This window comes from Streptomyces sp. NPDC006691 (genome assembly GCF_042869955.1).
Classification (GTDB): domain Bacteria; phylum Actinomycetota; class Actinomycetes; order Streptomycetales; family Streptomycetaceae; genus Streptomyces.
The window spans coordinates 4526-29919 of the sequence record NZ_JBIAGW010000023.1 but is presented as its reverse complement, the minus strand read 5'-3'; the positions used below and the strand labels follow the sequence as shown (position 1 = coordinate 29919).

Annotated in this window: 21 protein-coding genes; 8 read left to right on the top strand and 13 right to left on the bottom strand. The window is 73.1% G+C overall.

Annotated elements, in window-relative coordinates; genetic code table 11:
* Positions 1-228: 228 nt before the first annotated feature.
* From ACFYNP_RS33360 to ACFYNP_RS33345, 4 genes are all read right to left on the bottom strand, one after another.
* A complete protein-coding gene (locus ACFYNP_RS33360; protein WP_100574011.1) occupies positions 229-1350 on the bottom strand; it encodes an LLM class flavin-dependent oxidoreductase in 1122 nt (373 codons plus the stop codon).
* 137 nt (positions 1351-1487) lie between these two features.
* Positions 1488-2273, bottom strand: a complete 786-nt coding sequence (locus tag ACFYNP_RS33355; RefSeq protein ID WP_388419994.1) for an SDR family NAD(P)-dependent oxidoreductase — start codon at positions 2271-2273, stop codon at positions 1488-1490.
* Between the two features lie 85 nt (positions 2274-2358).
* Complete coding sequence (locus ACFYNP_RS33350; RefSeq protein WP_388790933.1) at positions 2359-3267, bottom strand: LLM class F420-dependent oxidoreductase; 909 nt, start codon at positions 3265-3267, stop codon at positions 2359-2361.
* Between the two features lie 204 nt (positions 3268-3471).
* Positions 3472-4692: an amidohydrolase family protein gene (locus ACFYNP_RS33345; protein ID WP_388790851.1), complete on the bottom strand. Its 1221-nt coding sequence runs from the start codon at positions 4690-4692 to the stop codon at positions 3472-3474.
* A 218-nt stretch (positions 4693-4910) separates the two neighbouring features.
* Between ACFYNP_RS33345 and ACFYNP_RS33340 the strand changes: the two genes are divergently transcribed.
* Positions 4911-7922 carry a BTAD domain-containing putative transcriptional regulator gene (locus tag ACFYNP_RS33340; protein WP_388419998.1) on the top strand — a complete coding sequence of 1004 codons (3012 nt, stop codon included), beginning with the start codon at positions 4911-4913 and terminating at the stop codon, positions 7920-7922.
* Between the two features lie 207 nt (positions 7923-8129).
* Positions 8130-8336, top strand: coding sequence for a hypothetical protein (locus tag ACFYNP_RS33335; protein ID WP_388420000.1), 207 nt, complete (start codon positions 8130-8132; stop codon positions 8334-8336).
* Between the two features lie 219 nt (positions 8337-8555).
* Here the strand turns inward: ACFYNP_RS33335 and ACFYNP_RS33330 are convergent, their stop codons facing one another.
* Positions 8556-10136: a FadD3 family acyl-CoA ligase gene (locus ACFYNP_RS33330; RefSeq protein WP_388790849.1), complete on the bottom strand. Its 1581-nt coding sequence runs from the start codon at positions 10134-10136 to the stop codon at positions 8556-8558.
* A 94-nt stretch (positions 10137-10230) separates the two neighbouring features.
* Between ACFYNP_RS33330 and ACFYNP_RS33325 the strand changes: the two genes are divergently transcribed.
* From ACFYNP_RS33325 to ACFYNP_RS33315, 3 genes are read left to right on the top strand one after another with little or no spacing between them, the layout of a single operon-like run.
* Positions 10231-11379 (top strand): lipid-transfer protein, encoded by a 1149-nt coding sequence (locus tag ACFYNP_RS33325; protein WP_388790847.1) that lies wholly within the window; start codon positions 10231-10233, stop codon positions 11377-11379.
* A 3-nt stretch (positions 11380-11382) separates the two neighbouring features.
* Positions 11383-11814, top strand: a complete 432-nt coding sequence (locus ACFYNP_RS33320) for a Zn-ribbon domain-containing OB-fold protein (protein WP_388420006.1) — start codon at positions 11383-11385, stop codon at positions 11812-11814.
* Complete coding sequence (locus ACFYNP_RS33315) at positions 11811-12584, top strand: enoyl-CoA hydratase/isomerase family protein (protein ID WP_388790845.1); 774 nt, start codon at positions 11811-11813, stop codon at positions 12582-12584. Before ACFYNP_RS33320 ends, ACFYNP_RS33315 begins: the two co-directional genes overlap by 4 nt.
* A 33-nt stretch (positions 12585-12617) precedes the next feature.
* On the opposite strand, the gene ACFYNP_RS33310 is transcribed toward ACFYNP_RS33315, so the two are convergent.
* From ACFYNP_RS33310 to ACFYNP_RS33300, 3 genes are all read right to left on the bottom strand, one after another.
* Complete coding sequence (locus ACFYNP_RS33310; protein ID WP_388790843.1) at positions 12618-13388, bottom strand: maleate cis-trans isomerase; 771 nt, start codon at positions 13386-13388, stop codon at positions 12618-12620.
* An 82-nt stretch (positions 13389-13470) separates the two neighbouring features.
* A complete protein-coding gene (locus ACFYNP_RS33305) occupies positions 13471-14121 on the bottom strand; it encodes a hypothetical protein (RefSeq protein ID WP_388790841.1) in 651 nt (216 codons plus the stop codon).
* A 70-nt stretch (positions 14122-14191) separates the two neighbouring features.
* Entirely contained in the window at positions 14192-15391 is a 1200-nt protein-coding gene (locus ACFYNP_RS33300; protein ID WP_388790839.1) for a DNA glycosylase AlkZ-like family protein, read from the bottom strand.
* 122 nt (positions 15392-15513) lie between these two features.
* On the opposite strand from ACFYNP_RS33300, the gene ACFYNP_RS33295 reads away from it, so the two are divergent.
* Complete coding sequence (locus ACFYNP_RS33295; protein ID WP_388790837.1) at positions 15514-16326, top strand: hypothetical protein; 813 nt, start codon at positions 15514-15516, stop codon at positions 16324-16326.
* Positions 16327-16521: 195 nt separating this feature from the next.
* Here ACFYNP_RS33295 and ACFYNP_RS33290 read toward each other — a convergent pair whose 3' ends face one another.
* From ACFYNP_RS33290 to ACFYNP_RS33280, 3 genes are all read right to left on the bottom strand, one after another.
* Positions 16522-17355, bottom strand: a complete 834-nt coding sequence (locus tag ACFYNP_RS33290; protein WP_388790835.1) for a putative protein N(5)-glutamine methyltransferase — start codon at positions 17353-17355, stop codon at positions 16522-16524.
* Between the two features lie 62 nt (positions 17356-17417).
* The gene (locus tag ACFYNP_RS33285) at positions 17418-19778 is read right to left on the bottom strand and encodes a PQQ-binding-like beta-propeller repeat protein (RefSeq protein WP_388420020.1); all 2361 of its coding nucleotides are present in this window, start codon (positions 19776-19778) and stop codon (positions 17418-17420) included.
* A gap of 211 nt (positions 19779-19989) precedes the next feature.
* The gene (locus tag ACFYNP_RS33280; RefSeq protein WP_388790833.1) at positions 19990-20781 is read right to left on the bottom strand and encodes a VOC family protein; all 792 of its coding nucleotides are present in this window, start codon (positions 20779-20781) and stop codon (positions 19990-19992) included.
* Positions 20782-21286: 505 nt separating this feature from the next.
* Between ACFYNP_RS33280 and ACFYNP_RS33275 the strand changes: the two genes are divergently transcribed.
* Positions 21287-21934, top strand: a complete 648-nt coding sequence (locus tag ACFYNP_RS33275; RefSeq protein ID WP_100573995.1) for a TetR family transcriptional regulator — start codon at positions 21287-21289, stop codon at positions 21932-21934.
* A 261-nt stretch (positions 21935-22195) separates the two neighbouring features.
* Here ACFYNP_RS33275 and ACFYNP_RS33270 read toward each other — a convergent pair whose 3' ends face one another.
* A complete protein-coding gene (locus ACFYNP_RS33270; RefSeq protein ID WP_388790931.1) occupies positions 22196-22654 on the bottom strand; it encodes a nitroreductase family deazaflavin-dependent oxidoreductase in 459 nt (152 codons plus the stop codon).
* A gap of 38 nt (positions 22655-22692) precedes the next feature.
* Positions 22693-23880: an acyl-CoA dehydrogenase family protein gene (locus ACFYNP_RS33265; protein ID WP_388790831.1), complete on the bottom strand. Its 1188-nt coding sequence runs from the start codon at positions 23878-23880 to the stop codon at positions 22693-22695.
* 170 nt (positions 23881-24050) lie between these two features.
* On the opposite strand from ACFYNP_RS33265, the gene ACFYNP_RS33260 reads away from it, so the two are divergent.
* Positions 24051-25232 carry an acetyl-CoA acetyltransferase gene (locus ACFYNP_RS33260; protein WP_388790829.1) on the top strand — a complete coding sequence of 394 codons (1182 nt, stop codon included), beginning with the start codon at positions 24051-24053 and terminating at the stop codon, positions 25230-25232.
* Positions 25233-25394 lie beyond the last annotated feature (162 nt).

The window sequence follows — 25394 nt, the reverse complement described above, 5'->3', positions numbered from 1 at the left end:
TTCGTCTGCGGACCGTGCGTGGTTGCTCGCGCAGTTCCCCGCGCCCCTAAAAGCCTCGGTGCCGGCCCACATCGGGCATCTCCAGCCCGTCCGGCGTTTGAGGACGAGCGCCGTTCAGGCGCGATACGGGGTCCGGGGCGGAGCCCCGGGGGCCGGAACCAACCAACCCCGAGCAACGGGCGGGCGGGTGGGCAAACCTCCCGGGGTCTGGGGCGGAGCCCCAGGGGGCTAGGCGGAGGCGCGGAAGCGGGACGTGCGGTGGACCGGGTCCGTGTCGATCCGCGGAATCACATGCTCCCCGATCAACCGAATCGTCTGCATCGTGTCCTCGAACGGCACCCCGATCGGCAGCCCGAACGACAGCTGGTCCGCCCCCGCCTGCTCCCACCGCTTGCACTGCGCGGTGACCTCGTCGGGATCGCCACAGATCATCAGCTCCTCCGCGATGAGCAGTTCGATGATCTCCGCGTTGTACTCCGGCAGCAGCTCCGGCCACTCCGGAATCCCCTCCGGCCGGGGGAACGTGTCGTGGTAGCGGAACACCAGCGACTGGAGCCGGTTGAGGCCGCCCTCGACGGCGATCCGCACCGCCTCGTCGTGCGTCGGCGCACAGATCGCCGTGGAGGTCACCATCACGTTGTCGTTGACGAAGTCCCCGATCGGCTCGGCCTCCTGGATCGCCGTCTTGTACTGCTCCAGGACCCACTCCATGTCGGAGACCTTCTGCACGGAGAACCCGAGCACCCCGAGCCCCTTGCGCGCCGCCATGGCGTACGAGGGCGGCGACCCGGCCGCGTACCACATGGCCGGGTGCGACTTCCCGTACGGCTTGGGGAAGATCTTGCGCGGCGGGAGCGACCAGTGCTTGCCCTGGAACCCCGGGTACTCCTCCTGGAGCCACATCTTGGGGAACTCGGCGATGGTCTCTTCCCAGATCTCCTTGGTGTAGTTCATATCGGTGACGCCCGGTATGAACCCGAGGATCTCGTGGGAGCCGGCGCCCCGGCCGCTGCCGAACTCGAAGCGGCCCTCCGAGAGGTGGTCCAGCATGGCCACCTTCTCGGCGACCTTGACCGGGTGGTTGACCTGGGCCAGCGGGTTGAAGATGCCGGAGCCGAGGTGGATGCGTTCGGTGGCGTGCGCGAGATAGCCGAGGAAGACCTCGTTGGCCGAGAGGTGGGAGTACTCCTCCAGGAAGTGGTGCTCGGAGGCCCAGGCGTACTTGAAGCCGGACTTGTCGGCCTGGATGACGTACTTCGTCTCCTCCATCAGCGCCTTGTGCTCCGCCATGGGGTCGACCGCGGACCGTGCTGCCGGCACGTATCCCTGCACAAAGAGTCCGAATTCCAAGGGACTTCTCCTTCATGGGAATCACTTGTTTCTGACGCATCGTCAGATTGTGACGGGCTCGACTGTTCCACCGGCCGCGAGCACCGTCAATACCTGACGCACAGTCAGGTACCGTGCTGCGAGGGACCTTTACCGCCTCAGAACAGCGAGACTCCGGCCAGCCAGCCCCCGTCGATCACGAACGGCTGCCCGGTGACGTACGAGGAGTCCGCACCGGACAGGAACAGGGCGAGCGCCGCCACCTCCTCGGGCCTGCCCACCCGCCCGAGGGGCACCAGCTTGCGGTAGAGCTCGTCCAGGGCGGCCGAGGTCTGCGCGGCGTCCGCCGTCGGGTCCAGCTGGGCGGGGTTGGACATCGCGGTGTCGATGGCGCCCGGGCACACCGCGTTGACCCGGATCCCCAGATGCGCGAGCTCCATCGCGGCGACCCGGGTGAGTCCGAGGATGGCGTGCTTGGTGGCGGCGTAGGTGCCCACCGCGCTCATGCCGGTCATCGCCGTGTACGAGGCGGTGTTGACGATCGTGCCCCCGCCCGCCGCCCCGATCTCCGGCGCCACCGTCTTGATGCCGAGGAAGCAGCCGACCTGGTTGACCTGGACCACCTGCATGAACTCGTCGAGCGGGGTGTCGACGAGCGCGTTGAACCGCAGGATCCCGGCGTTGTTGACCAGCCCGTCGATCTTCCCGAAGGCGTCCTTCGCGGTGGCCACGGCCGCCGTCCACTCCTCCTCCCGGCTCACGTCGAGGTGGACGAAGAGCGCGTTCCGCTCCCCCAGCTCCTTGGCCAGCGCCTCGCCCTGCCCGTCGAGCACATCGGCGACGACGACCCGGGCCCCTTCGGCCACGAAGAGCCGTGCCTCCTGCTCTCCCTGGCCGCGCGCGGCACCGGTGATGAAGACGACCCGCCCATCGAGCTTGCCCATGCGGTCCTCCTGTTCGTCGGGGTGTACGGGACGTGCGTGACGTGCGTGACGTGCGTGACGTGCCTGGCGGGCGTGACCGGCAGGCTCAGTCGTTGAGGTGCGGGGCGACCTCGGCCCCGAACGCGCCCATCTGGTCGATGAGTTCGGCGCGCGACCGCGACCGGAAGCGCACCTGGATCTGGTCCACGCCCATCGCGCGGTAGGCGCGCAGCGACTCGGCGAGGGCCTCCGGCTTGCCCGTGAGGGTGCGGCGCCCGGTGTCCCAGCCGGGGTCACCGACGTACAGCGCCTCGGTGATCGCGCCGACGGTGATCGGGTCGGCGACCCCGGCCTCCTCCCGCAGTCTGCGCAACTTGGCTATCTGGGCCGGGAGTTCATGACGTGGGTCACCTTGCGGGAGCCAGCCGTCACCGCGCAGCGCGGCCCGGCGGACGGCGGCGGGGGACGAGCCGCCCACCCAGATCGGCACCTGCCGCTGGGCGGGCCGGGGCCGCTGCCCGAGCCCCTCGAAGGCGAAGCGTTCACCCTGGAAGGAGGGGTACTCCTCGGGTCCGAGCGCGGCCCGCAGTGCGTCGATGGTCTCGTCGAGAACCGGCCCCCGTCGCTCGAAGTCCGCCCCGACGGCCTCGAATTCCTCGCGCACGTGCCCGGCCCCGACGCCCAGGATCAGCCGGCCCCCGCTGAGGTGGTCCAAAGTCGCGTACTGCTTCGCGGTGACGAGCGGATGGCGCAGCCCCACGACCGCGACATGGCTCATCAGCAGGACCCGGTCCGTGATGCCCGCGAGGAAGGAGAGCGTGGCGACCGGGTCGTACCAGATGGTGCTCATCGGCCCCGCGAGCCGTCGCGGGACGCCGACGTGGTCGCAGCTCGCGAGGTAGGCGAAGCCGGACCGGTCGGCGGCCCGGGCGATCTCGGCCAGGTCCTCGGGGCCGGCCCCGGCCTCCCAGCCCTCCGCGTAGATGGTGCTCTGCGACTGGACCGGGAGCTGCATCCCGTACACCAGTCGCCCGTTCGGCAGTATCGGCACCGCGCGCCCGCCTCCAGCCTGATCTGACGATCCGTCACATGAGTTGGTGGGCTCATCGTCGTAGCTGACGGACCGTCAGGCAAGGGGTGTGCGGGCACTGGCGCACCGCCGGGAGGCGGGCGGCCGCTCCGGCGGGCGGGGGCGCCGTGCGGCCCGGAGCCGAGATCGCTATGCCCCCGTCCAGAGCCCCTCGGGGCTGAGACCCAGCAACTCGATCGCGTTGCCCCGCACGATCCGCTCCACCACGTCCGGCGACAGATGGCCCATCTGTGCCTCGCCGACCTCCTTCGACTTGGGCCAAGTCGAGTCGGAGTGCGGGTAGTCGGTCTCGTACAGGACGTTGCCGACGCCCACCGCGTCCAGGTTCTTCAGGCCGAACGCGTCGTCGAAGAAGCAGCCGTACACGTGCTCCGCGAAGAGCTCGGACGGCGGGCGGTGGACCTTGTCGGCCACCCCGCCCCAGCCGCGGTTCTCCTCCCACACCACGTCCGCGCGCTCCAGGATGTACGGGATCCAGCCGATCTGGCCCTCGGCGTACATGATCTTCAGCCGCGGGAAGCGCTCGAACTTGCCGCTCATCAGCCAGTCGACCATCGAGAAGCAGCAGTTGGCGAAGGTGATGGTGGAGCCGACCGCCGGCGGGGCGTCCGGCGAGGTGGAGGGCATGCGGCTGGAGGAGCCGATGTGCATGGCGATGACCGTGCCGGTCTCGTCGCAGGCGGCGAGGAAGGGGTCCCAGTCGTCGGTGTGGATGGAGGGCAGGCCGAGGTGCGGGGGTATCTCGGAGAAGGCCACCGCGCGCACGCCGCGGGCGGCGTTGCGGCGGACCTCGGCGGCGGCCAGCTCCGCGTCCCACAACGGGATGAGCGTGAGCGGGACGAGGCGGCCGTGCGCCTCGGGGCCGCACCACTCGTCCACCATCCAGTCGTTGTAGGCCCGCACCGCGAGCAGCCCGAGTTCGCGGTCGGGGGCCTCGGTGAAGGTCTGGCCGCAGAACCGGGGGAAGGTCGGGAAGCACAGGGCCGACTGGACGTGGTTGACGTCCATGTCGGCGAGCCGGGCCGGCACGTCGTACGAGCCGGGGCGCATCTGCTCGTACGTGATGACCTCCAGCTTTATCTCGTCCCTGGCGTAGCCCACCGCCGTGTCCAGGCGGGTCAGCGGGCGGTGCAGGTCCTCGTACACCCACCAGTCGCCGATCGGTCCGTCGTCGCCCTTGGCGCCCATGACCGGCGCGAACTTGCCGCCCAGGAAGGTCATTTCCTTCAGGGGGGCCCGCACGATGCGCGGTCCGGTGTCGCGGTACTTCGACGGGAGGCGGTCCCGCCAGACGTTGGGGGGCTCCACCGTGTGGTCGTCCACCGAGATGATCTTCGGGAAGGTCTCCATGCCGTTCACGGTAGACCTGATCTGACGATCCGTCAGCTAGTTGCGCCGCCCCTCCTGCCCCGCCCCGGCCGTCAGGACCGCCGCCGGGGGCTTGCGATGAGTGTGCAGACCATGTGTCGAAGCCTTGTGCAGAGCGTCACCCGTTGCTGACGCGGCCCCTCCGGACAGGGCAGACTGGCGGGGAGCAATCCAGGAGTACGGGGGTACAGGGGGCAGCTATGGACCGTGACGGCGGGCCGCGCGTACCGGAGCAGCGCGCTCCGGTACCGCCGCCGCAGCACGCGACGGGGCGGCCCGGCGAGCTGACGCCCGGGCCGGGCCCGGAGGCCGCCGGCGCCGGGCTCCGCTTCGGCGTGCTCGGGCCGGTACGGGCCTGGCGCGGCGACGAGGCGCTGCCGTCCGGGTCCCCGCAGCAGCGCGCCCTGCTCGCCGCCCTGCTGCTGCGCGACGGCCGCACCGCCACCGCCGCCGAGCTCATCGACGCCATCTGGGGCGAGGACCCGCCCTCGCAGGCACTGGCCGCGATCCGTACGTACGCCTCGCGGCTGCGCAAGGTCCTCGACCCGGACGTGCTGGTCAGCGAGTCCGGCGGGTACGCGATCCGGCCCGCCGCCGCCACCCTCGACCTCACCGCGGCCCAGGAACTGGCGACGGCCGCCGAGAAGGCGCGGGCCGGCGGCGAGAAGGGCCGCGCCCGCGATCTGCTGAACGCCGCGCTCGCGCACTGGGACGGCGAGCCGCTGGCCGGGGTGCCGGGCCCGTACGCCGAGAACCAGCGCACCCGGCTCGCCGAGTGGCGTCTCCAGCTCATCGAGGCGCGCCTGGACCTGGATCTGGAGGCGGGCTGCCATGCCGAGGCCGTCTCCGAGCTGACCGCGCTGACCGCCGCCCAGCCGCTGCGCGAGCGGCTGCGCGAATTGCTGATGCTGGCCCTGTACCGCAGCGGCCGCCAGGCCGAGGCCCTCGCCGTGTACGCGGACACCCGGCGGCTGCTCGCCGACGAGCTCGGCGTCGACCCGCGGCCCGAACTGGCCCACCTCCAGCAGCGCATCCTGCGCGCCGACCAGGACCTCGCAGGCCCGCCCGTCGACGCACCCGCGGCGGCCGCACCCGCACCGGTCCGCCCGGCCCAACTGCCCGCCTCCGTACCGGACTTCACCGGCCGTGCCGCGTTCGTGCGGGAGCTCACCTCGCGGCTCGCGGACGCCGGGACGACGGTGATGGCGGTGTCCGCACTCGCCGGGATCGGGGGCGTCGGCAAGACCACCCTCGCCGTGCACGTGGCGCACGCGGCCCGGCCCCACTTCCCCGACGGCCAGCTCTACGTCGACCTCCAGGGCGCGGGCCAGCACTTCGCCGAGCCGGACACCGTGCTCGGCGCGTTCCTGCGTGCCCTCGGCACCCCGGACTCGGCGATCCCCGAGTCGATGGAGGAGCGGGCCGCCCTGTTCCGCTCCACGCTCGACGGCCGCCGGGTCCTGGTGCTGCTCGACAACGCCCGGGACGCCGCCCAGATCCGGCCGCTCCTGCCGGGCACGGCGGGCTGCGCGGCGCTGGTCACCAGCCGCATCCGCATGGTCGGCCTGGCCGGCGCGCACCTCGTCGACCTGGACGTGATGTCCCCCGAAGAGGCGCTCCAGCTGTTCACCAGGATCGTCGGCGAGGAGCGGGTGTCCGCCGAGCGCGAGGCCTCCCTGGACGTGGTGGGCGCCTGCGGCTTCCTGCCGCTCGCCATCCGCATCGCCGCCTCCCGGCTCGCCGCGCGCCGCACCTGGACGGTCTCGGTGCTGGCCGCGAAGCTCGCGGACGAGCGCCGCCGGCTGGACGAGCTCCAAGCCGGCGACCTCGCGGTCAAGGCGACCTTCGAGCTCGGCTACGGCCAGCTGGAGCCCGCCCAGTCCCGCGCCTTCCGGCTGCTCGGGCTGCCCGACGGCCCCGACATCTCGCTGGCCGCGGCGGCCGCCGTCCTCGACCTCCCGCAGCAGGAGACCGAGGACATCCTGGAGTCGCTCGTCGACACGTCCCTGGTGGAGTCGGCCGCGCCGGGCCGCTACCGCTACCACGACCTCGTACGCCTCTACGCGCGCTCCTGCGCCGAGCGCGACGACCTGCCCCCGGCGGAACGCGAGTCGGCCCTGTCCCGCCTGCTCGACTTCTACCTGGCGACGGCGTCCGGGGTGTACGCCCTGGAGCGCCCGGGCGACCGCCTCGTGGACCACCTGGAGCCCACCACCTACCGGGGGCTCTCCTTCGGCGACCGCCACCGCGCGCAGGACTGGCTGTACGCCGAGGCCGACCCGCTGCTCGCCTGCGTACGCCAGCTGTCGGGTCCGGCCACGCTGCGCCGGGCCGTCGACCTGCTGTACGCGGCGCTCGACCTCGGCGAGTCCGGCGCCAACTCCCGGCAGTACGAGGCGACCGCCGAGGCCGTGCGCGAGGCCGCCCGGACCCGGGGCGACACCCAGGCCGAGGGGCGCGCGGTGATGACCCTGGCCAACGTGCACCAGCTGGCCGGCCGGTTCGAGCACGCCGACCGCGAGGCACAGGAGGCCATGCGCCTCGCGGGTCCCACGCACGATCCGCTGCCGCTGTGCTGGGCCTCCAACGCGCGCGGCATCATCGCGCTCTACCAGAACCGGCCCACCGACGGCGAAGGTCATCTCACGCGCGCCATCGAGGCGTTCCGCGCCGACGACAACCGGCCCGGCGAGGCCAGCGCGCTGTGCAACCTGTCCCGCATCCACCTGGCGATGGGCCGCACCGCGAGCGCGGTCACCCTCGCCCAGGAGGGCATCGACATCTACGACGCGATGGGGCACGAGCTGCGCGGCGCCAACGGCCGTTACGCACTGGGGCTCGCGCTCACCAAGAGCGGTCAGCTGCGCGCGGCGGCGGACCGGCTCAACGAGGCACTGGCCGTCTTCCGGGACAGCCGCCAACGGCTGTGGGAGGGCATGACGCTGTTCCGGCTCGCGGAGGTCGACCTGGCGGGCAGGCGGCCCGCGCAGGCGGCGGCCAACGCCGAGATGGCGCTCACGGTGCTGCGCGGCATCGGCGGGGAGTGGCGGCGCGGCAATGTGCTCACCGTGCTCGGCCAGGCCCTGGCCGGCATAGGGCACGCGGGCCGGGCGCAGGTCTGCTGGCGCGACGCGCTGGCCATCTTCGAGGAGCTGGGCTCCCCGGAGGCGGACCAGGTACGCGCTCTGCTCAGCCCCGTGGCGGCCGCATAACGCCCCCCGGTCAGGGCGTTCATTGAACGTTTATCGGGGTCCGGCATTGTCTTACGTGTCGGCCCGCCGCGTCGGGGGGCGCGCGAGCCGACCGGAAGGCCGGACTCCACCTGTCGGCCTGGCAAGTCCGTCCGGCCACCCTCGGGGGAGTGGCCGGACGGTTTCGCCTCTTCCATCAGGCAGCGTCATCAACGGGAGATGAGAAACATGGGCGACGTGAAGAAGAACGAGCCGCCGATCGTCACGCCGCAGGACCAGCACGCCACGGACGAACCCGCCATCGCCACACTCGACCAGCAGCCGCCCACCGGCTCCCCGATCACCACGTTCGACCAGCACGCCACGGACGAACCGGCGATCACCACCATGGACCAGCACGCGACCTCGGAGCCCTTCAGGGCAGCGGCCCAGTAGAGCCGCCCGGAGCGGGGACCGGCCGCGGCGGCACGGAGGGGAGCCGCCGCAGCCGGAGACACGGGGGGACACCGGGGATACGGGGGACTCGGGGGATACGGGGGATCAACTACGCGGTGCGGGCCCGCTGGGGGGCGGGTTCGTACGGCTTCACGACGTGGTGCGGGCCCGCTGGGGGTGGGTCCGCACCGCGGCACGTCCGGACGGTCGGCCGGGGCTTCACCGCCCCCGCAACTCCCCCTTCACCACCTTCCCGCTCGCGTTGCGCGGGAGTTCCGCCACGAACTCGACCTCCCTGGGCACCTTGTAGTTGGCCATCTCACGGCGCGACCAGGCGATCAGGTCGTCGGCGGTCAGAGGTGAGCCGGGGCGGCGGACGACGTAGGCGCGGCCCACTTCGCCCAAGCGCGGATCGGGGACGCCGATCACCGCCACGTCGGCCACCTCCGGGTGCAGGCCCAGGAGTTGTTCGATCTCGGCCGGATAGGCGTTGAAGCCGCCGACGATGAACATGTCCTTGATCCGGTCGGTGATGCGCAGGTTGCCGGCCTCGTCCAGGACGCCGATGTCCCCGGTGTGCAGCCAGCCGTCCGGGTCGATCGCGCGGGCCGTCTCCGCCGGGTCCTCGAAATAGCCCCGCATCACGTTGAAGCCGCGTACCAGGATCTCGCCGGGCTCCCCCGGACCGGCCAGGACGCGGACCTCGGTGCCGGGTATCGCGCGGCCGGAGGTGGCGGCGATGACGCCCGCCGGGTCGCCGCGGCGGCACATCGTGACGATGCCGCTCGCCTCGGACAGGCCGTACGCGGTCAGGACGGTGTCCACGCCCAGCTCGCCGCGCAGCCGCTCGACCAGGCGCAGCGGCACCACCGCCGCCCCGGTCACCACCAGGCGCAGGGCGCTGAGGTCGTGCTGGTCGCGGGTGGGGTGGTCCAGGAGGGACTGGTGGAGGGTGGGCGGTCCGGGCAGGACGGAGATGCGTTCGGCGGCGATGTTGGCGAGGGCGGTGTCGATGTTGAACACGGGCTGCGGCACCATCGTCGCGCCCCGCATCAGACAGGCGATGACGCCCGCCTTGTAGCCGAAGGTGTGGAAGAACGGGTTCACGATCAGGTACCGGTCGCCCTCGCGCAGCCCCGCGAGCTCCGACCAGATCGCGTAGCCGCGCAGCGTCTGCGCGTGGGTGATCACCGCGCCCTTGGGGCGGCCCGTGGTGCCCGAGGTGTAGACGATGTCGGAGGGCGAGTCCGGGGCGATGGCGTCCGCGCGTGCCGCGACCTCCGCGCCCGAGATCCCCTCCCCGCCCGCCAGGAAGTCCTTCCACGTACGGAAGTCGTCGGGGGCGTCGTCGGAGAGGACCACCACCTGCTCCAGGTGCGGGAGCGAGGGCAGCGGGCCGGCCCCGGGCCCCTCGGCGGTCGCGCGGCGCAGCGAGGCCACGTAGGAGGTGCCGAGGAAGGTGCCCGTCACGAACAGCAGCTTGGCCCGACTGCTGTCGAGGACGTACGCCGCCTCCGCGCCCTTGAACCGGGTGTTCAGCGGCACCAGGACCGCCCCCGCCGTGACCGCGCCGAGCGCCGAGACGATCCAGTCGGCGGTGTTGGGCGCCCAGATGGCGACCCGGTCGCCGGGCTCGACACCGGCCGCGAGGCAGGCGGCGGCCGCACGCTCCACCCGCTCCCCCAGCTCCGCGTACGAGAGGCGGCCACGGCCCTCGACCACCGCCTCGCGCTCGCCGTACCGGGCGGCGGCGCCGCGCACCAGCTTCGCGATCGTGCCCCACTCCAGGTCCCCGCGCATCGGAAAGCCCCCTCCGCCTGCTAGCTGACTAACCGTCAGATTAGCTGTAGCCTCCTCCGCTGTCAGTACTGGTGACGCTCGTGGAGGTGGGGCCATGGCCACCCTGAAGGACGCGACAGCCATAGTCGGGATCGGGCAGACGCCGTTCGCCAGACAACTGCCCGAGTCCGAGAAGACGTTGGCGTGCCGGGCGATCCTCGCCGCGCTCCACGACGCGGGCATCGGCCCGGCCGAGGTGGACGCGTTCGCCTCGTACACGATGGAGGAGACCGACGAGGTCGAGGTCGCCAAGGCCATCGGCGCGGGCGATGTGACCTTCTTCAGCAAGATCGGCTTCGGCGGGGGCGGCTCCTGCGCCACCGTCGGCCACCTCGCCTCCGCGATCGCCACCGGCCAGGCGAGCGTGGGCGTCGCCTGGCGCTCGCGCAAGCGCGGCAGTGGCCCGAGGCCCTGGAAGAACACGGCGGTCCAGCTGCCGACCCCGGCCCAGTGGACCCGCCCCTTCGGCCTGCTGCGGCCCGCCGACGAGATCGGCATGCTGGCCCGCCGCTACCTCCACGAGCACGGCGCCACCCGCGACCACCTCTTCAACGTGGCCCTCGCCTGCCGCAACCGCGCCAACCAGAACCCGGCCGCCATCATGTACGAGCGACCGCTGACCCGCGAGATGTACATGACCTCGCGCTGGATCAGCGACCCGCTCTGCCTTTTCGACAACTGCCTGGAGACGGACGGGGCGTTGGCGTGCGTCGTCGTCTCCGCCGAGCGGGCCCGCGACTGCCGGCAGAAGCCCGTGTACGTGCACTCCGCCGCCCAGGGCCTGCCCTCCCAGCACCACGGCATGGTCAACTACTGGAACGACGACCCGCTGACCGGGCCGGCCTGGACCGCCGCCCGACACCTGTGGAAACAGGCCGACTTCGGGCCCGAGGACATCGACGTCGCCCAGATCTACGACGCGTTCACCCCGCTCATCCCGCTCTCCCTGGAGGGCTACGGCTTCTGCGGACGCGGCGAGGGCGCCGCGTTCACCGAGGGCGGGGCCCTTGAGATCGGCGGACGGCTGCCCATCAACACCGGGGGCGGCGGCCTGAGCGAGGCCTATGTGCACGGGTTCAACCTCATCAACGAGGGCGTGAAGCAGTTGCGCGGCGTCAGCACCGCCCAGGTACCGAACGCCGCCACCTGCCTGGTCACCGCGGGCGAGGGAGTCCCCACCTCCGCCCTTCTGCTGAGGAGTTGAGAGATGCTGTCACCCGTTGTGGACGACGACGGCGCCCCCTTCTGGGAGTACGCGGCCCGCGGCGAGCTCCGCGTCCAGGCCTGCGCCGCCCCCGACTGCGGCCGGCTCCGCTTCCCGCCCCGCCCCTGCTGCCCGCACTGCCAGTCCTTCGACAGCGAGTGGCGCCGGGTCTCGGGCCGCGGCCGCATCTGGTCGTACGTCTTCCCGCACCCCCCGCTGCTGCCCGACTACGCGGCCCACGCCCCCTACAACGCGGTCGTCGTCGAACTCGCCGAGGATCCGCTGATCCGCCTGGTCGGCAATGTGGTCGCCGACCCCGACGCGGCCCTGAACTCCGTCGACCCGGCCCGGCTGAAGATCGGCGCCCGCGTCCAGGTCGCGTTCACCGAGGTCGACGGGGTGACCGTGCCGCGCTGGCTCCTGGAGCGCGCGTGAGCGTCCTGGTGACCCGCGACAAGGAGACCGGAGTCGCGATCGTCACCCTGAACCGGCCCGAGCGCCTGAACGCGATCGATCTGGACACGGTGGAGCAACTGGCTTTCACCTGGCGCGAGTTGAGAAATGACGACACGGTACGGGCCGTCGTCCTGACCGGCGCCGGCGAGCGGGCCTTCTGCACCGGGATCGACCGCTCGGCCGAGGTGCCGCAGCCCTCGTCCCCCTACTCGACCGACGACCCGCTGCTCACGATCGGCCCGAAGGCGAACGACCTGTGGAAGCCGGTCGTCGCGGCCGTCCGCGGGATGGCCTGCGGCGGGGCCTTCTACCTCCTGGGCGAGGCCGAGTTCGTGATCGCCGCCGAGGACGCCGCGTTCTTCGACCCGCACACCACCTACGGGATGGTCAGCGCGTACGAGTCCATGTACCTGGCGCTGCGGATGCCGCACGGCGAGGCGGCCCGGCTCGCCCTGATGGGCACGGCCGAGCGGTTGTCGGCGCGGCGCGCCCACGAGATCGGCTTCGTGAGCGAAGTGACGCCGCCCGGAAAGGAGTTGGCCGCCGCCGTGCGGTGCGCCGGGACGATCGCCTCGTTCCCGACCGAGGCGGTGCAGGGAACGGTGCGCTCGCTGTGGGCGACGAGGGAGGCCACCCTGGCCCAGGCCCACTCCCGCGCCCCGGCCTTCGTCGCCCTCGGCAACCTGCCGCCGGAGCGGCAGGCCGAGCTGTTCACCGCGCGCCGCTCGAAGGACTTCCGGATGCGGTGAGGCGGGCGCGCCGAGCGGCGCCGAAGGGTGGGGCTACGGGTGGGCGAACAGCCGCCCGTAGCCGATGATGTCGTCCATCGCGGCGCCCGCCGCCCGCAGGGTGCCCCACAGCACGACCTGGTTCGCGGTGAGGACCGGCAGGCCGAGGGTGGTCTCCAGGGCCTCGATCGCGCCGACGGCACGGAAGCCGTTCCCGCCGATCACCACCGCCTCCGCCGCGTCGGGCACATGCGCCGCCACCCAGTCGTGCAGCGCCGCCGGCTCGATGAGCGTCTGGCCGCTGGGAAGCCCGGCCGCGCCCCCGTGCACGACCTCCAGGCCGCAGTCCGTGTAGTAGCGCCGCCCCAGGTCGCTCAGCTCGGCGTCGAACCACGGCGGGTCCACGAGCGCGATCCGCCCGGCGCCGAGCGCGCGCAGCGCCTCGACGGCGGCCGCGCAGGTGGCCACCACCGGCAGCCCGTGGGCCCGCTCGCCGAGCCGGGCCACCATGTCCGCCTCGCCGCGCGGCCCGATGACGTACGAGGACGAGGTGAAGGCGAAGGCGATCGCCGCCACCGGGGCGTCGGCCAGCACGCCGGTCGCCTCGTCCACGTGCGGCGGCTCGGCGAAGGCCCGTACGGGGGCCAGCGGGATGGTGTCGTCCATCACGCCGCCGCGCCGGATCGCCCCGAACGGAACCCGCGCGGCGTGCAGCCCCACCTCGTCGGGGGCCATGGCGCGCAGCTCCGACTCGGGGCCGACATCGCCGTGCGGGGTGAGGATTCCAAGGCGGACGCGGACGTCCCACCCGTCGGGCTGCCACATCACGCGTTCCTCTCGGAGAGCGGGCCGGGCCCCCACTGTGGCAGCGGCACCCGCCGGGCCGGGCCGCGGCGGCGCCCGGCGGCTAGGGCGTCGCCCGGACGGCGCAGCGGCTCACCCGGGAGGCGCGTGCGGGCTCGCTCATCTTCACGTCGAGGCTCCGTGCGGTGTCCGGACCGAGGGTCACCGAGGTGGCGGCCTGGTCGACGGTGGTGCCGGCGGCGTCGGAGAAGGTGACCGTGACCCGGTAGCTGTGACTGCCGCTGCCCGAGCCGGTGCTCACCCGCACCGTGGCGACGCCCTTCGTGTCGGCCGAGGCGCAGGTCGTGACGGACGCGGTGGCGCCGGCCGTGGAGCCGGACGAGCCCGGGGTGGACGAACCGGTCGTGCTGCCCGTGGTGTTGTTGTAGCCGGAACCGTAGCCGGAGCCAGAACCGGAACCGTAGCGGTTGCCGTTGTAGCCGCCGCCGGTGCTTGTACTGGTGCTGGTGCTGGTGCTGCTCGCGTCGCCGCCGGCACCGCTGTCATCCGTACTGCTGCCGCCGCCGCTGCTGCTACTGCTACTGCCGCCGCTGCTGCTCGTGCTCGAACTGCCGTTGCTCTTGTGCGAGTTGGAGCAGCCGCCGCCCGAACTGTGACTCGATCCGTGACCGTGACCGCCATGACTGGAGAACCCCGTCAGCGCGAGCCCCAGACCTGCCGCTACGGCGGCGCACTTCATACCGCGACGTATCACCGTCGCACCCCCTCCGAAGACCGGCCGACACTTTAACAGCGCCTGACCAACCGATCCGGGCGGTCAAGCATCAGGCCCGGGACCGGAGTTCGGCGATTCTCGGGGCCCGGGCCCTGGGCGAATCCAGGCTGAATCCCCGCGCATCGCCCAGTTCGTCACGGACGAACGCGGTGACCCGGTCGATCTCCGCGCGCAGGGCCGCATCCGCCGTCCCGAACGCCTGCCACACGATCTCCGCGCCCTCCACGTCGTACTCCCACAATCCGACGATCCGCCCCCGGTCCACGATCGCGTGGGCCGGCAGATCGGGGCGCGCGTTCAGCGCCTTCTTCTGGAAGACCCGTTCGCCGTCCGCCGGGTCGAGCAGCCGTGGCAGGTCGCGGTGGAGCAGATGGATGCCGTCGATGCCGGCGAGCAGGGCGTACGCCGGCGCCGTCGGCCGTTCGTACTCTGCGAACTCCTCGCGCAGCGCCCCGGGCAGCAGCAGTTCGCCCCCGTCGGCCAACGGCTCCAGGCCGAGACCGGCGACGGCCGCCTTCGCGGCGGCGGCGGTGAACCCGCTGAACCACCGGAAGTGCTGGAGGGACGCGGGGGCAGCCCAGTCGAAATAGCGCCGGGCCAGCTCGGCCGCGGCCCGCTCGGGCGTCCACTCCCCCGTGTCGAGACCCCAGCGCACATAGCCGTAACGCTGCTGGTCGAGGCGGCCGTTGACCGGCACCCGCCGGATCGCGCCGCTCGCCTGCAACCGGCCGAGGGCCAGCGGCAGGGGTGTGGCGAGGCTGCGCTTGCGGCCCGCGTCCCCCAGGTCCCGCACGGTGCCGCCCAGGGCGGCCTTGATCGCGGCCGGGTCCAGCGGGGTGTCACCGAGCACACCGACGACGGCCGCGCACAGCTCGTCGACCTCCTGTCCGGTGACCCCGAGGTGCTTGGCGGCAGCCCGGATCTCGGCCTCCGGAGGGCCGGCCGCCAGGGCGAGGCCGAGCGCGAAGTCCCGGCCGGGCAGCACATACGTACAGCCGCGGGCGGAGGGCAGCTCGTGCACGTCCAGCCGGGCGACCGCCTCGTCCACGCCCGCCCGGCTCGCGCCGCAGCGGGCGTACAGGCCGAGGTAGGGCGCCGAACCGCCCACCGAGCGCGCCCAGCCGGTGCGCGCGAGCACCTCGGCGGGGGGCCGCCCGGACATCGTCCCGTCGAGCCCCTGCCGATGCGCCCACCAGGCACGCAGCCGCGCGCGCTCCGTCGTCGTACCGTCCCGCGTCGCCTTCGTCATGCTCGTCAGTGTCACGCGCGGCACTGACAACGGGCGAGCGCGGGACCGGCCGCCGGGTAGCGGGGCGGGCGCGCCGGGCGTAGCGTCGGCAGCGAGAGCCGCTCTAGTTAGGAGGGCCGGAGATGGCCCGCAACGTCCTCGGCTCGATCCTCGCTCTCATCGGAGCGACGGCCGCCGTCTGGAGCCCCTTCCGTGCCTGGTACGACGGCCGTCACGGCAGTACCTACCGCATCGACGACCTGTTCTCGGGCATCTCGGCCGACAAGGCCGCGGTGGCCGGTTCGGTGCTGCTCCCCCTCGCCTTCGCGGCACTGGTGACCCTGGTGGGCCTGGTGTTGCGCTCCCGTGTGCTGGTCGCCGTGGCCGGGCTCGTCGTGCTCGGCTTCACCGTCCTGTGGATGGTGCGCCAGGGACAGGCCGCCGGCAGCCTCACGGTCGACTCGTCCGGCAAGGGCCTCGGCCAGGGCGTCGCGATGGCCCTGGGCGGCGGCGTGCTGCTGCTCCTGGCGGCGGCCCTGATGTCGGGTCGGCGCCGGACCGTGCGGGAGCCCGTCGGCTACGGGGTGCCGGCCTCGGACGCCCCGCGCCACCGCGGCCCCGCCGCGGCAGGCCCGCAGGAGCCGCCCGCCGACGAGGACCCCGCTTACGGGAACCCCGGTTACGGGGGCGCTGCTCGCGGTGGCCCCGCTGACGGGGGCCCTGCTCGTCATGGCGGCCCACAGCCCCCGCCCCCCGTGGGTCACCAGGACCCGCCCGCGTCCGGGGACCCGCACGAGGGGACGCGTGAGTTCCCTCGGTACGGGGCCACGGACGAGGCACCTCCTTACGAAGGCCCGCGCGAAGGTCCGCACCCGGGCACGCGACAGGGCCCCTACGAGGACCCGCCCCGCCGAGGCCCCTACGAGGGCCCGCACGGGCCCCCACCGCGCGACTGACGGACCGGCGGCCTGGCGCTGACCGGCAGCCTGACGGACCGACGGCTTGGCGCTGACCGGCAGCCTGACGGACCGACGGCTTGGCGCTGACCGGCAGCCTGACGGACCGACGGCTTGGCGCTGACCGGCGGCCTGGCACCGATCGTCGGCCGGCCGGGCACTGACCGGCCGGCCGCCGACGGTCCGGCGAATCCGCTACCCCCGCACCCCGGTCACCACGTTCGCGTACAGCTCCTCCGAGGTGACCAGGCCGGACCTCAGGCCGCCCGCGGCCATCGCGGCGAGGGCGCCGGGCACCTGGCGCTCACTGGTCTCGGTGAGCAGAATCCCGCCGGGGGCAAGCCAGTCGGGGGCCGCGAGGGCGACCCTGCGCATGATGTCGAGCCCGTCCGAGCCGCCGTCGAGGGCGACGAGCGGCTCGTGTTCCCGGGCCTCCGCGGGGAGCAGGCCGACCTCGTCCGAGGGGACGTAGGGGACGTTCGCGGTGAGGATGTCGATACGGCCGCGCAGCTCTGCCGGAAGCGCGTCGAAGAGGTCGCCCTCGTAGACGCGGCCGCCGAACGGGGCCACATTCCGGCGGGCGCAGCGCACGGCGGCCGGTTCGATGTCGGCGGCGTACAGCTCCGTGCCGGGGAGCGCGGCCGCGAGTGCCGCGCCGAGTGCGCCCGAACCGCAGCACAGGTCCACGACGACGAGCGGCCGGGGTCCGTCGGCGAGCGGTCGGGGTCCGTCGGCGGCGAGCGGCCGGGATGCGTCTGCTGCGGCGAGCGCCTGGTGCACCAGGAACTCGGTGCGGCGCCGCGGCACGAAGACGCCCGGGTCCACGGAAACCCTCAGCCCGTGGAACTCGGCCCAGCCCAGGACGTGTTCGAGCGGCAGCCCCGACGCCCTGCGCTCCACCATCGAGGCGACCTGGTCGGGTCCGTCGGCGGTGCCGAGTATCAACTCGGCCTCGTCCTCGGCGAACACGCATCCGGCGGCGCGCAGCCGGGACACGACTTCCGGCCCGGTGATGGGCTCAACTGTCATACGGGATAGGCCCTTTCGGCCACGGTACGGACAGACCAGCGGAGAACCAGAAGACAGGCCCCCTAGCGGGATCCAGAAGTGGCCGTCCCCTTCACCGCGTCCAGCGCGTACACGCACCGGTCCTTGCTGCACGCGTAGACGACCCCGGCCCGCACCACGGGCGAGCCCGTGATCTCACCCCCGGTGGCGAGCTTCCAGCGCAGCTGGCCCCCCGCCGCGTCCAGCGTGTACAGGCAGTGGTCGGCCGAGCCGAAGTGGATGCGTCCGTCGGCGACGACGGGCGTGCCCACGACCTCCCCGCCCGCGGCGAAGCGCCACTTGGGGGTCGAGGTGACCGCGTCCAGGGTGTAGAGCGCGTTCCCGCTGCCCACGTGCACGTTGCCGTCGGCGACCAGGACCGGCTCGACGGAGTTGCGGGACTCGGTGGCGATGCGCCAGCGGTCCTTGCCGGTGGAGGCGTCCAGGGCGTACACCGTGCCGAGGTAGTCGGCGAGGTACACCCCGCCGCCCGCGACCGCGGGGCCGGGCGCGAACGTGGGCGGGCACAGGAAGACCGCGGGGGCCTCGAAGTGCCAGCGGACGTGCCCGGAGGCGATGTCGACGGCAAGCACCCGGGTGCCGGCCGAGACGTACACATAGCCGTCCTGCGCGGGCGCGACCCGGACCGGGACGCCGCCGCAGGAGGCCGCGTCGCCGACCGGGTAGGACCAGCGCTCGGCGCCGGTGCGGGCGTCGAGCGCGCGCAGCCGGGCGTCCTGCCAGACGTAGACCGTGCCGTCGTGGACGGCGGGCCCGGCCTCGGGGGTCTCGAAGTCGCTCTGGGCGCCGGAGAGCTCCCACAGCTTCTCGCCGTTCGCCGCCTCCCAGGCCTGGACGCCGCCGCCACGGGTGCCGGTGACGACCGTGCCCCGGTCGGCCTTGAGGGAGTACACCCAGGCGTCCGCGGACAGCCGCCACAGCTCGCCGCCGTCGCTCGCGTCCAGGGCGTACAGGCTGGGCCCGTCGGAGGCGTGGATGCGGCCGGCCTCCACGGCCATCGCCCAGGCGACGTCCCGCGTCTTGAACTGGCGGCGGCCGGTGCCCACGTCGAGGGCGTGCACCTCGAAGGACGTCACGTACAACAGGTCGCCGGCGACGGCGGGGGTGCCCCACACGTCGTTCGACATGCGGAAGCGCCAGGGGCGCCAGCGGCCCGGGACTTCGGGCGGATGGGCCGGCGGCGGCACCGGCGCGGTCTGGGTGCCGACGGCGGCGGGCGCCCCGGGCCTGCGCACCCAGCCGGTCGCGGACCCGGCCTCCACGGAGACGCGGGAGGCGTCCGAGGCCCGGGGGCCCGGTCCGATGGGCACTTTCGCGCCGGGCAGGCGCACCGGCTCGTCGGCCCGGACGGGCGGATAGGTGACGGCGGGACCCGCGTGCCGGGCCGCGTACGGGGGCTCCGCGGGGCGCGGCGGGGCCGGGTGGCCGGTGCGGCCCGAGCGCAGGGCCGAGCTCGGCGCGGGCTCGGCGGGCGGCACGACATGCATGCGTCCGCCGCCCCTGCGCTCCTCGATCATGGCGACCGAACGGGGCGGCAGCCACGCCGAGGCGGTGCCGCTGTCGTCCGAGCCGGAGGCGAAGAGGTGGGGCGCGAGCTGGGCCTGGAGGTCCTCGGGCGAGGGGCGGTTGGGGTGCTCCATCTGCATGCAGGCCTCGATGAGCGGGCGCAGCTCGTCCGGCAGGCCGGTGATGTCGGGGCCCTCGCGCAGCAGCATGAACACGGTCTCGACGGGGTTGGCGCCGTGGAAGGGCGCGTGCCCGGTCGCGGCGAACACGAGCGTCGAGCCGAGGGAGAACACGTCGGAGGCGCCCGTGACGCTGCGCGAGTCCTTGGCCTGCTCGGGCGACATGTAGGCGGGGGTGCCCACCGCCACGTTCGTCATGGTCAGGCGGGTGTTGGAGACCCCGGACGCGATGCCGAAGTCGATCACGCGGGGCCCGTCCTCGACGACGAGGACGTTCGACGGCTTGAGGTCGCGGTGGACCAGGCCCGCACCGTGGATGGACTGGAGGGCCTCGGCGATGCCGGCCGCGAGCCAGCGCACGGCCTGGGCCGGCAGCGGCCCGCACTCATTCACTATTTCTTCGAGGGAGGGCGCCGGTACGTAGGCGGTGGCGAGCCAGGGCACGGGAGCGCGGGGGTCGGCGTCGACGACGGCGGCGGTGTAGAAGCCGCTGACCGCGCGGGCCGCCTCCACCTCGCGCGTGAAGCGGACCCGGAAGAGCTGGTCCTCGGCGAGTTCGGTGCGCACCGTCTTGATGGCGACGCGGCGGCCCGACGCCGAGCGCGCCAGATAGACGAGGCCCATGCCGCCGGCCCCGAGCCGGCCAAGGACCTCGAAGGGGCCGATCCGCCTCGGGTCGTGCTGCGTCAGCTGCTCCACTTGCCTGCGACCTCCCCGTACGGGCCGTGCCTGAATGCGGCCCCGTGCAGCGTCTCACGCGGCACCCCGATTCTCCCTGCCGGAGGTGGCCGGTGGCCAACCCGGGTCGAGACCGGGATGTTCCCGCTCGATCCGGGGCACCTCGGACAGTCAGGGGATGCTTTTCGTGTCGGTTCCGCGCGTCGGCCTTACGTGTCCCGGCCCTGAAGGATCACGTGTCCTGACCCTGAAGGACGGCGAAGGGGGCGCCTTGGTTGTCGGTGAGGACGGCCATCCGCCCGTACGGGATGTCGAAGGGCGGGGCGGTGACCCGGCCGCCGAGCCGGACGCAGCTGGCGGCCGCGGTGTCGCAGTCGGTGACGCTGAAGTAGACGAGGAAGTGGTCGGGCAGCGCCGCGGGGAAGGCGTCCGACATCAGGCTGCGGCCGCCGATCGCGCTGTCGGGGCCCGGCTCGGTGCCGGGCAGCGACCAGGTGCGGAAGTCGGCGCCGATCTCGTCGGGGGCGCCCGGGTCGCCCCCGAGATAGCCGAAGACGGACTCGTAGAACGCGTCGGCCTGGTCCTTGTCGCGGGTGTAGACCTCGGTCCAGCAGTACGCGCCGGGCACCCGGGTCAGCTCGAAGCCGGCATGGCCCTCGCCCTGCCACAGGCCGAACACGGCGCCGCCCGGGTCCGCGGCGACCGCCAGGGTGCCGTGGGGCGGCACCGGCAGCGGGTCGGTGATCAGCCGGCCGCCGGCCTCGCGGATGCGGGCGGCGAGCGCCCGTGCGTCCGGGGTGGCGAGGTAGACGGTCCAGGAGGTGGGCATCCGGCCGTCCCGCTTGGGCTGGAGGGCCGCGACGCTCCTGCCGTCCTTGTAGGCGCGGGTGTAGCGCCCGTGCCGCTCCGCGGTGTCCTCGTCGAAGGTCCAGCCGAAGAGTTCGCCGTAGAACCGCTTGCCGGCCGCCAGGTCGGCCAGCGAGACGTCGGCCCAGCACGGCGCGCCTTCCGGATATCCGCCCATGCGCCTGTTTCCTTCCTGAGGTGCCCCCGGCGGGACCGTCGTGGGACCGCGTCGGGGCCAAGCTAACGAGCCATCACGTGCGACGCGGACGCACAATTCGAACATATGGCCAGATTGGGGCGCACGGCGGGTCATTCGGTCAAGTCCCGCACGGGTTGTCCACCAAAGTTGTCCACAGGGTGTTGATAACACCATTCGAGTGGCAGACCCGGTCGTTCAAGGGCAGGCGCGGCCTTCGCGTGCTGGCCGGGCGGGGCGGGAGGCCCGCCCCCTCGGCCGTCCGTCGGCCGTTCCGTCGGGCGACCCACTGACGGCCGGAGGCCGACCGACGGACAGCCGACGCGCATCCGGCGGGCATCCGACGGGCATCCGACGGGCATCCGACGACTCCTGGACGGTCACGCGGGGCGACCGGTTCCCCGCGCTCATCGGCACATACCGCCCCCGGGCCCCCATTTGCACTCGGCCGAATCGCGCTCCGATCACCCCTCGGTAAGCTGACGGCATGACAGGACAAGTACGCACCGTCGACGGCCGCGTGGCCGGCCGACGCGGGCAGGCGACACGGCAGAAGCTGCTCGACTGCCTCAGTGAAATGCTCAGCTCGTCGCCGTACCGGGACGTCAAAGTCATCGACGTGGCCCGGAAGGCGGGCACTTCACCCGCGACCTTCTACCAGTACTTCCCCGATGTCGAAGGGGCCGTCCTGGAGATCGCGGAGGAAATGGCCAAGGAGGGCGCCGGGTTGACCGCTCTGGTCGAGGGCCGCTCCTGGGTCGGGCGCGCGGGCTGGCAGACGGCGGAAGAACTCGTGGAGGGCTTCCTCGACTTCTGGCGCAAGAACGACGCCATCCTCAGGGTCGTCGATCTGGGCGCCGCCGAGGGCGACAAGCGCTTCTACAAGATCCGCATGAAGATCCTGAACTCGGTCACCAACTCCCTTACGGACGCGGTCACCGAACTCCAGGCCAAGAACAAGGTCGACAAGGACGTCAGCCCCGCGGCGATGGCGGGTTCGCTCGTCGCGATGCTGGCCTCGGTGGCCTCGCACCAGAAGGGCTTCCAGACCTGGGGCGTCAAGCAGGCCGAACTGAAGCCGAACCTGGCGCTGTTGGTCCACCTGGGTATCACGGGCAAGAAGCCGACGAAGTAGCCCCGGGCACGTCGGTCCATACCCAAGTCCTGTCGCGCCGACGGCGGTTCACCCCTCTACGGGGCAACCGTCGTCGGCGTTCCCGTCCCCGGCCCCGGCCCCGGCCCCGGCCCCGAATCAGCATCGGCCCCCGAACCCCACCCCGGACCCCGAACCACCTCGGGACACGGACCACCCGGACCCCGAACCACCTCGGGACACGGACCACCTCGGGCCACGAAAGCGTGCCGAGCCCCACCCCCGCGCCAGGGCCGGCCCGCGTCAGACCTCGCGCCGCTCCAGCCGGAAGAGGCGTATCTCGCGCTCGATCCGGGACTGGTAAGTGGCGTACGGGGGCCAGAACTTGAGGGCCGCCTCCCAGGCCGCGGCCCGCTCCTCGCCCTCCAGCAGCCGGGCCCGTACCGGTATGTCCCGGCCCTTCCAGCTGATCTCGGCGTCCGGATGGGCGAGCAGGTTCGCGGTCCACGCCGGATGACCCGGCCGCCCGAAGTTGGACCCGATGAGCACCCACGTGGCCCGCCCCTCCTCGGGCATGCAGGCCAGCGGAGTGGCGCGCGGCAGGCCCGACTTGGCCCCGTACGCGGTCAGCACGGCACCGGGAAGCATCTGTGCGCTGAGGATGACCCGGCCCCGGGTGAGGCGGTGCACCGCCCGGTCCATCGCGGGCACGAAGTGCGGCGCGATCCTGGCGAACGTCCGCGTCGACGACACCTTCCGCATGAGCCGCACCCCGGGCGCGGGCCGGTCGGCCCCGGCGCTCACGCCCGCACCTCGGAGGCGGCCGGGTCGAACAGGCCGGCCTGTTCGGCGGCACGGCCGCGCAGCCGGTCCACCGGCCCGAAGAGCAGCTCGTCGGACGCGGCCCGCTTGAAGTAGAGGTGCGCCTCGTGCTCCCAGGTGAAGCCGATGCCGCCGTGCAGCTGGACCGCCTCCGACGCGGCGGACCGCAGCGCGTCGAGCCCCTGGGCGAGCGCGAGCGCTCCAGCACCGGGGTCCCAGGCCGCGTAGTACGCCGCCGACCTGGCCGCCTGCACCTGGACGTACAGGTCCGCGAGGCGATGCTTGACGGCCTGGAAGGACCCGATCGCCCGCCCGAACTGCTCCCGCTCCTTGACGTACGCCACCGTCCGCTCCAGCGCCTCGCCCGCGGCCCCGACGGCCTCGGCGGCGAGACAGGCGGCGGCGGTACAGCCGGTGGCGGCGAGCGCGGGATGGATGTCGACGGAGTCGTCGGCGCCGAGCAACTCCGCTTCTACGTCCCTCAGTTGTACGCGCGCCTGGGTCCGGGTCTCATCGAGGGTGGTGCGCCGGGTGCGCCGCAGCCCGGCCGCGTCGCCCTGCACCACGAACAGAAGGACACGGCTGCGGGCGAAGCCTCCGGTATGGGCGGCGACGAGCAGCAGTTGGGCACTGTGCCCGTCGAGCACCTGGTCGGCCTCGCCGTACAGCCGCCAGGTCCCTTCCGGCGAGCGTCTCGCCTGCACCCCGCCCGCCCGGCCGCCGCCGGCCCACTCGGCGTCCGCGTTCGCGCCGGTGAGCCCGAGCGCGAGGGCGAGGCCGGTGCCGGGAACGGCGAGGGTCGCGGTCCGCTCACCGCGGGCGACGAGCGGGAGCAGGGCGCGCTTCTGGGCGTCGGTGCCGAGCGCGGCGACGAGCGGGGCCGCGAGGACGGCGGTGGCGAGCAGCGGGGAGGGCAGCAGGGCGCGCCCGATCTCCTCACAGGCCAGGGCGAGTTCGGCGGTGGTGCAGCCGACTCCCCCGTACTCCTCGGGCAGCGCGAGCCCCGGAAGCCCGAGCTCGGCGGCGAGCCGCCCCCAGAGCGCGCTGTCGTGGCCGACGGGGGTGCGCACCGCACTCTTCACGTCCTGTGGGCCGCAGTGCTTGGCGAGCAGTTCGTGCAGGGTGCGGCGGATCTCGTCCTGCTCCGCGGTGAAGGCGGCGTCCATCCGGCGGTCTCCTCCCCCAGAGGCGATGCCTCTGAACTGACGGGGCGTCATGTTAGGTCCGGGCCCGCCAAATGCACAGACCGCGGGCGGGCCTGTCGCAACGGGGGGCGGCGAGCGGCAGGCGCCGTTCGGTGCCCGCGAGACACACCATCTGATGTACCGTCAGATTTATGCCATCACCCTCAACGCGCCGCCCCCGCAAGGTCGCTGTGGTCGGGGTCGCGCTCTCCGATACGGGCCGGGTGGACGACGCCACCCCCTACGCCCTGCACGCCCAGGCCGCCCGGCGCGCGCTCGCGGACTCCGGGCTCGACCGCTCGGTCGTCGACGGGTTCGGCTCGGCGGGGCTCGGCACGCTCGCGCCGGTGGAGGTGGCGGAGTACCTCGGGCTCCACCCGGCCTGGGTCGACTCCACCACCGTCGGCGGCGCCACCTGGGAGGTCATGGCCGCGCACGCCGCCGACGCGATCGCCGCCGGGCACGCCAACGCGGTCCTGCTGGTGTACGGCTCGACCGCGCGCGCGGACATCAAGGCGGGGCGGCGCACCTCCAACCTGTCCTTCGGCGCGCGGGGCCCGCTCCAGTTCGAGGTGCCGTACGGGCACACGCTGATCTCCAAGTACGCGATGGCCGCGCGGCGCCACATGCACCAATACGGCACCACGGTCGAGCAGTTGGCGGAGGTGGCGGTGCAGGCACGGGCGAACGCGGCGGCCAACCCGGACGCGATGTTCCGCGATCCGATCACCGTCGACGACGTGCTGTCCGGCCCGATGATCGCGGACCCGTTCACCAAGCTGCACTGCTGCATCCGCTCCGACGGGGGCTGCGCGGTGCTGCTCGCGGCCGAGGAGTACGTGCCGGACACCGCCAAGTCGCCGGTCTGGGTGCTGGGTTCGGGCATGTCGGTGTCGCACACGACGATGTCGGAGTGGGAGGACTTCACCGTGTCCCCGGCGGCGGTCTCAGGCCGCCTCGCCTTCGAGCGGGCCGGGGTGGGCCCGGCGGACGTGGACCTGGCGGAGATCTACGACGCGTTCACGTACATGACCCTGGTGACCTTGGAGGACCTCGGGTTCTGCGCGAAGGGCGAGGGCGGCGCGTTCGTGGAGAAGGGCCGTCTGCTGCGCACCGGTGAACTCCCGGTCAACACCGACGGGGGCGGGCTCTCGGCCTGTCATCCCGGGATGCGGGGACTGTTCCTCCTGGTGGAGGCGGTACGGCAGCTTCGGGGGGAGGCGGGGGCGGCCCAGGTACGCAGGCCCGGGGGGCGGCTTCCGGAGCTGGCGGTGGCGTCGGGGACGGGGGGTTGGTTCTGTTCCTCCGGAACGGTGGTGTTGGGGCGGGGTTGAGGGGGGTGGGGGGGTTGGGCCCCCCCCCCCCCCCTTGCCCGGGGGGGGTTGGTGGCGGGCCCGGGGGGGGGGGCGGCCCCCCCCCCCCGGGGGGGGCCCCCCCCCCCCCCCCCCGGGGGGGGGTGTGGGTTGGCTGTCTGGGCGGGGCGGCCCAAGCCCACC

Bases quoted from the DNA above. Each gene is read 5' to 3' on its own strand.
- ACFYNP_RS33355 (WP_388419994.1), bottom strand. From the start codon at position 2,273: ATGGGCAAGCTCGATGGGCGGGTCGTCTTCATCACCGGTGCCGCGCGC.
- ACFYNP_RS33350 (WP_388790933.1), bottom strand. From the start codon at position 3,267: ATGCAGCTCCCGGTCCAGTCGCAGAGCACCATCTACGCGGAGGGCTGG.
- ACFYNP_RS33345 (WP_388790851.1), bottom strand. From the start codon at position 4,692: ATGGAGACCTTCCCGAAGATCATCTCGGTGGACGACCACACGGTGGAG.
- ACFYNP_RS33340 (WP_388419998.1), top strand. From the start codon at position 4,911: ATGGACCGTGACGGCGGGCCGCGCGTACCGGAGCAGCGCGCTCCGGTA.
- ACFYNP_RS33335 (WP_388420000.1), top strand. From the start codon at position 8,130: ATGGGCGACGTGAAGAAGAACGAGCCGCCGATCGTCACGCCGCAGGAC.
- ACFYNP_RS33330 (WP_388790849.1), bottom strand. From the start codon at position 10,136: ATGCGCGGGGACCTGGAGTGGGGCACGATCGCGAAGCTGGTGCGCGGC.
- ACFYNP_RS33325 (WP_388790847.1), top strand. From the start codon at position 10,231: ATGGCCACCCTGAAGGACGCGACAGCCATAGTCGGGATCGGGCAGACG.
- ACFYNP_RS33320 (WP_388420006.1), top strand. From the start codon at position 11,383: ATGCTGTCACCCGTTGTGGACGACGACGGCGCCCCCTTCTGGGAGTAC.
- ACFYNP_RS33310 (WP_388790843.1), bottom strand. From the start codon at position 13,388: ATGTGGCAGCCCGACGGGTGGGACGTCCGCGTCCGCCTTGGAATCCTC.
- ACFYNP_RS33300 (WP_388790839.1), bottom strand. From the start codon at position 15,391: ATGACGAAGGCGACGCGGGACGGTACGACGACGGAGCGCGCGCGGCTG.
- ACFYNP_RS33295 (WP_388790837.1), top strand. From the start codon at position 15,514: ATGGCCCGCAACGTCCTCGGCTCGATCCTCGCTCTCATCGGAGCGACG.
- ACFYNP_RS33290 (WP_388790835.1), bottom strand. From the start codon at position 17,355: ATGACAGTTGAGCCCATCACCGGGCCGGAAGTCGTGTCCCGGCTGCGC.
- ACFYNP_RS33280 (WP_388790833.1), bottom strand. From the start codon at position 20,781: ATGGGCGGATATCCGGAAGGCGCGCCGTGCTGGGCCGACGTCTCGCTG.
- ACFYNP_RS33275 (WP_100573995.1), top strand. From the start codon at position 21,287: ATGACAGGACAAGTACGCACCGTCGACGGCCGCGTGGCCGGCCGACGC.
- ACFYNP_RS33270 (WP_388790931.1), bottom strand. From the start codon at position 22,654: ATGCGGAAGGTGTCGTCGACGCGGACGTTCGCCAGGATCGCGCCGCAC.
- ACFYNP_RS33265 (WP_388790831.1), bottom strand. From the start codon at position 23,880: ATGGACGCCGCCTTCACCGCGGAGCAGGACGAGATCCGCCGCACCCTG.
- ACFYNP_RS33260 (WP_388790829.1), top strand. From the start codon at position 24,051: ATGCCATCACCCTCAACGCGCCGCCCCCGCAAGGTCGCTGTGGTCGGG.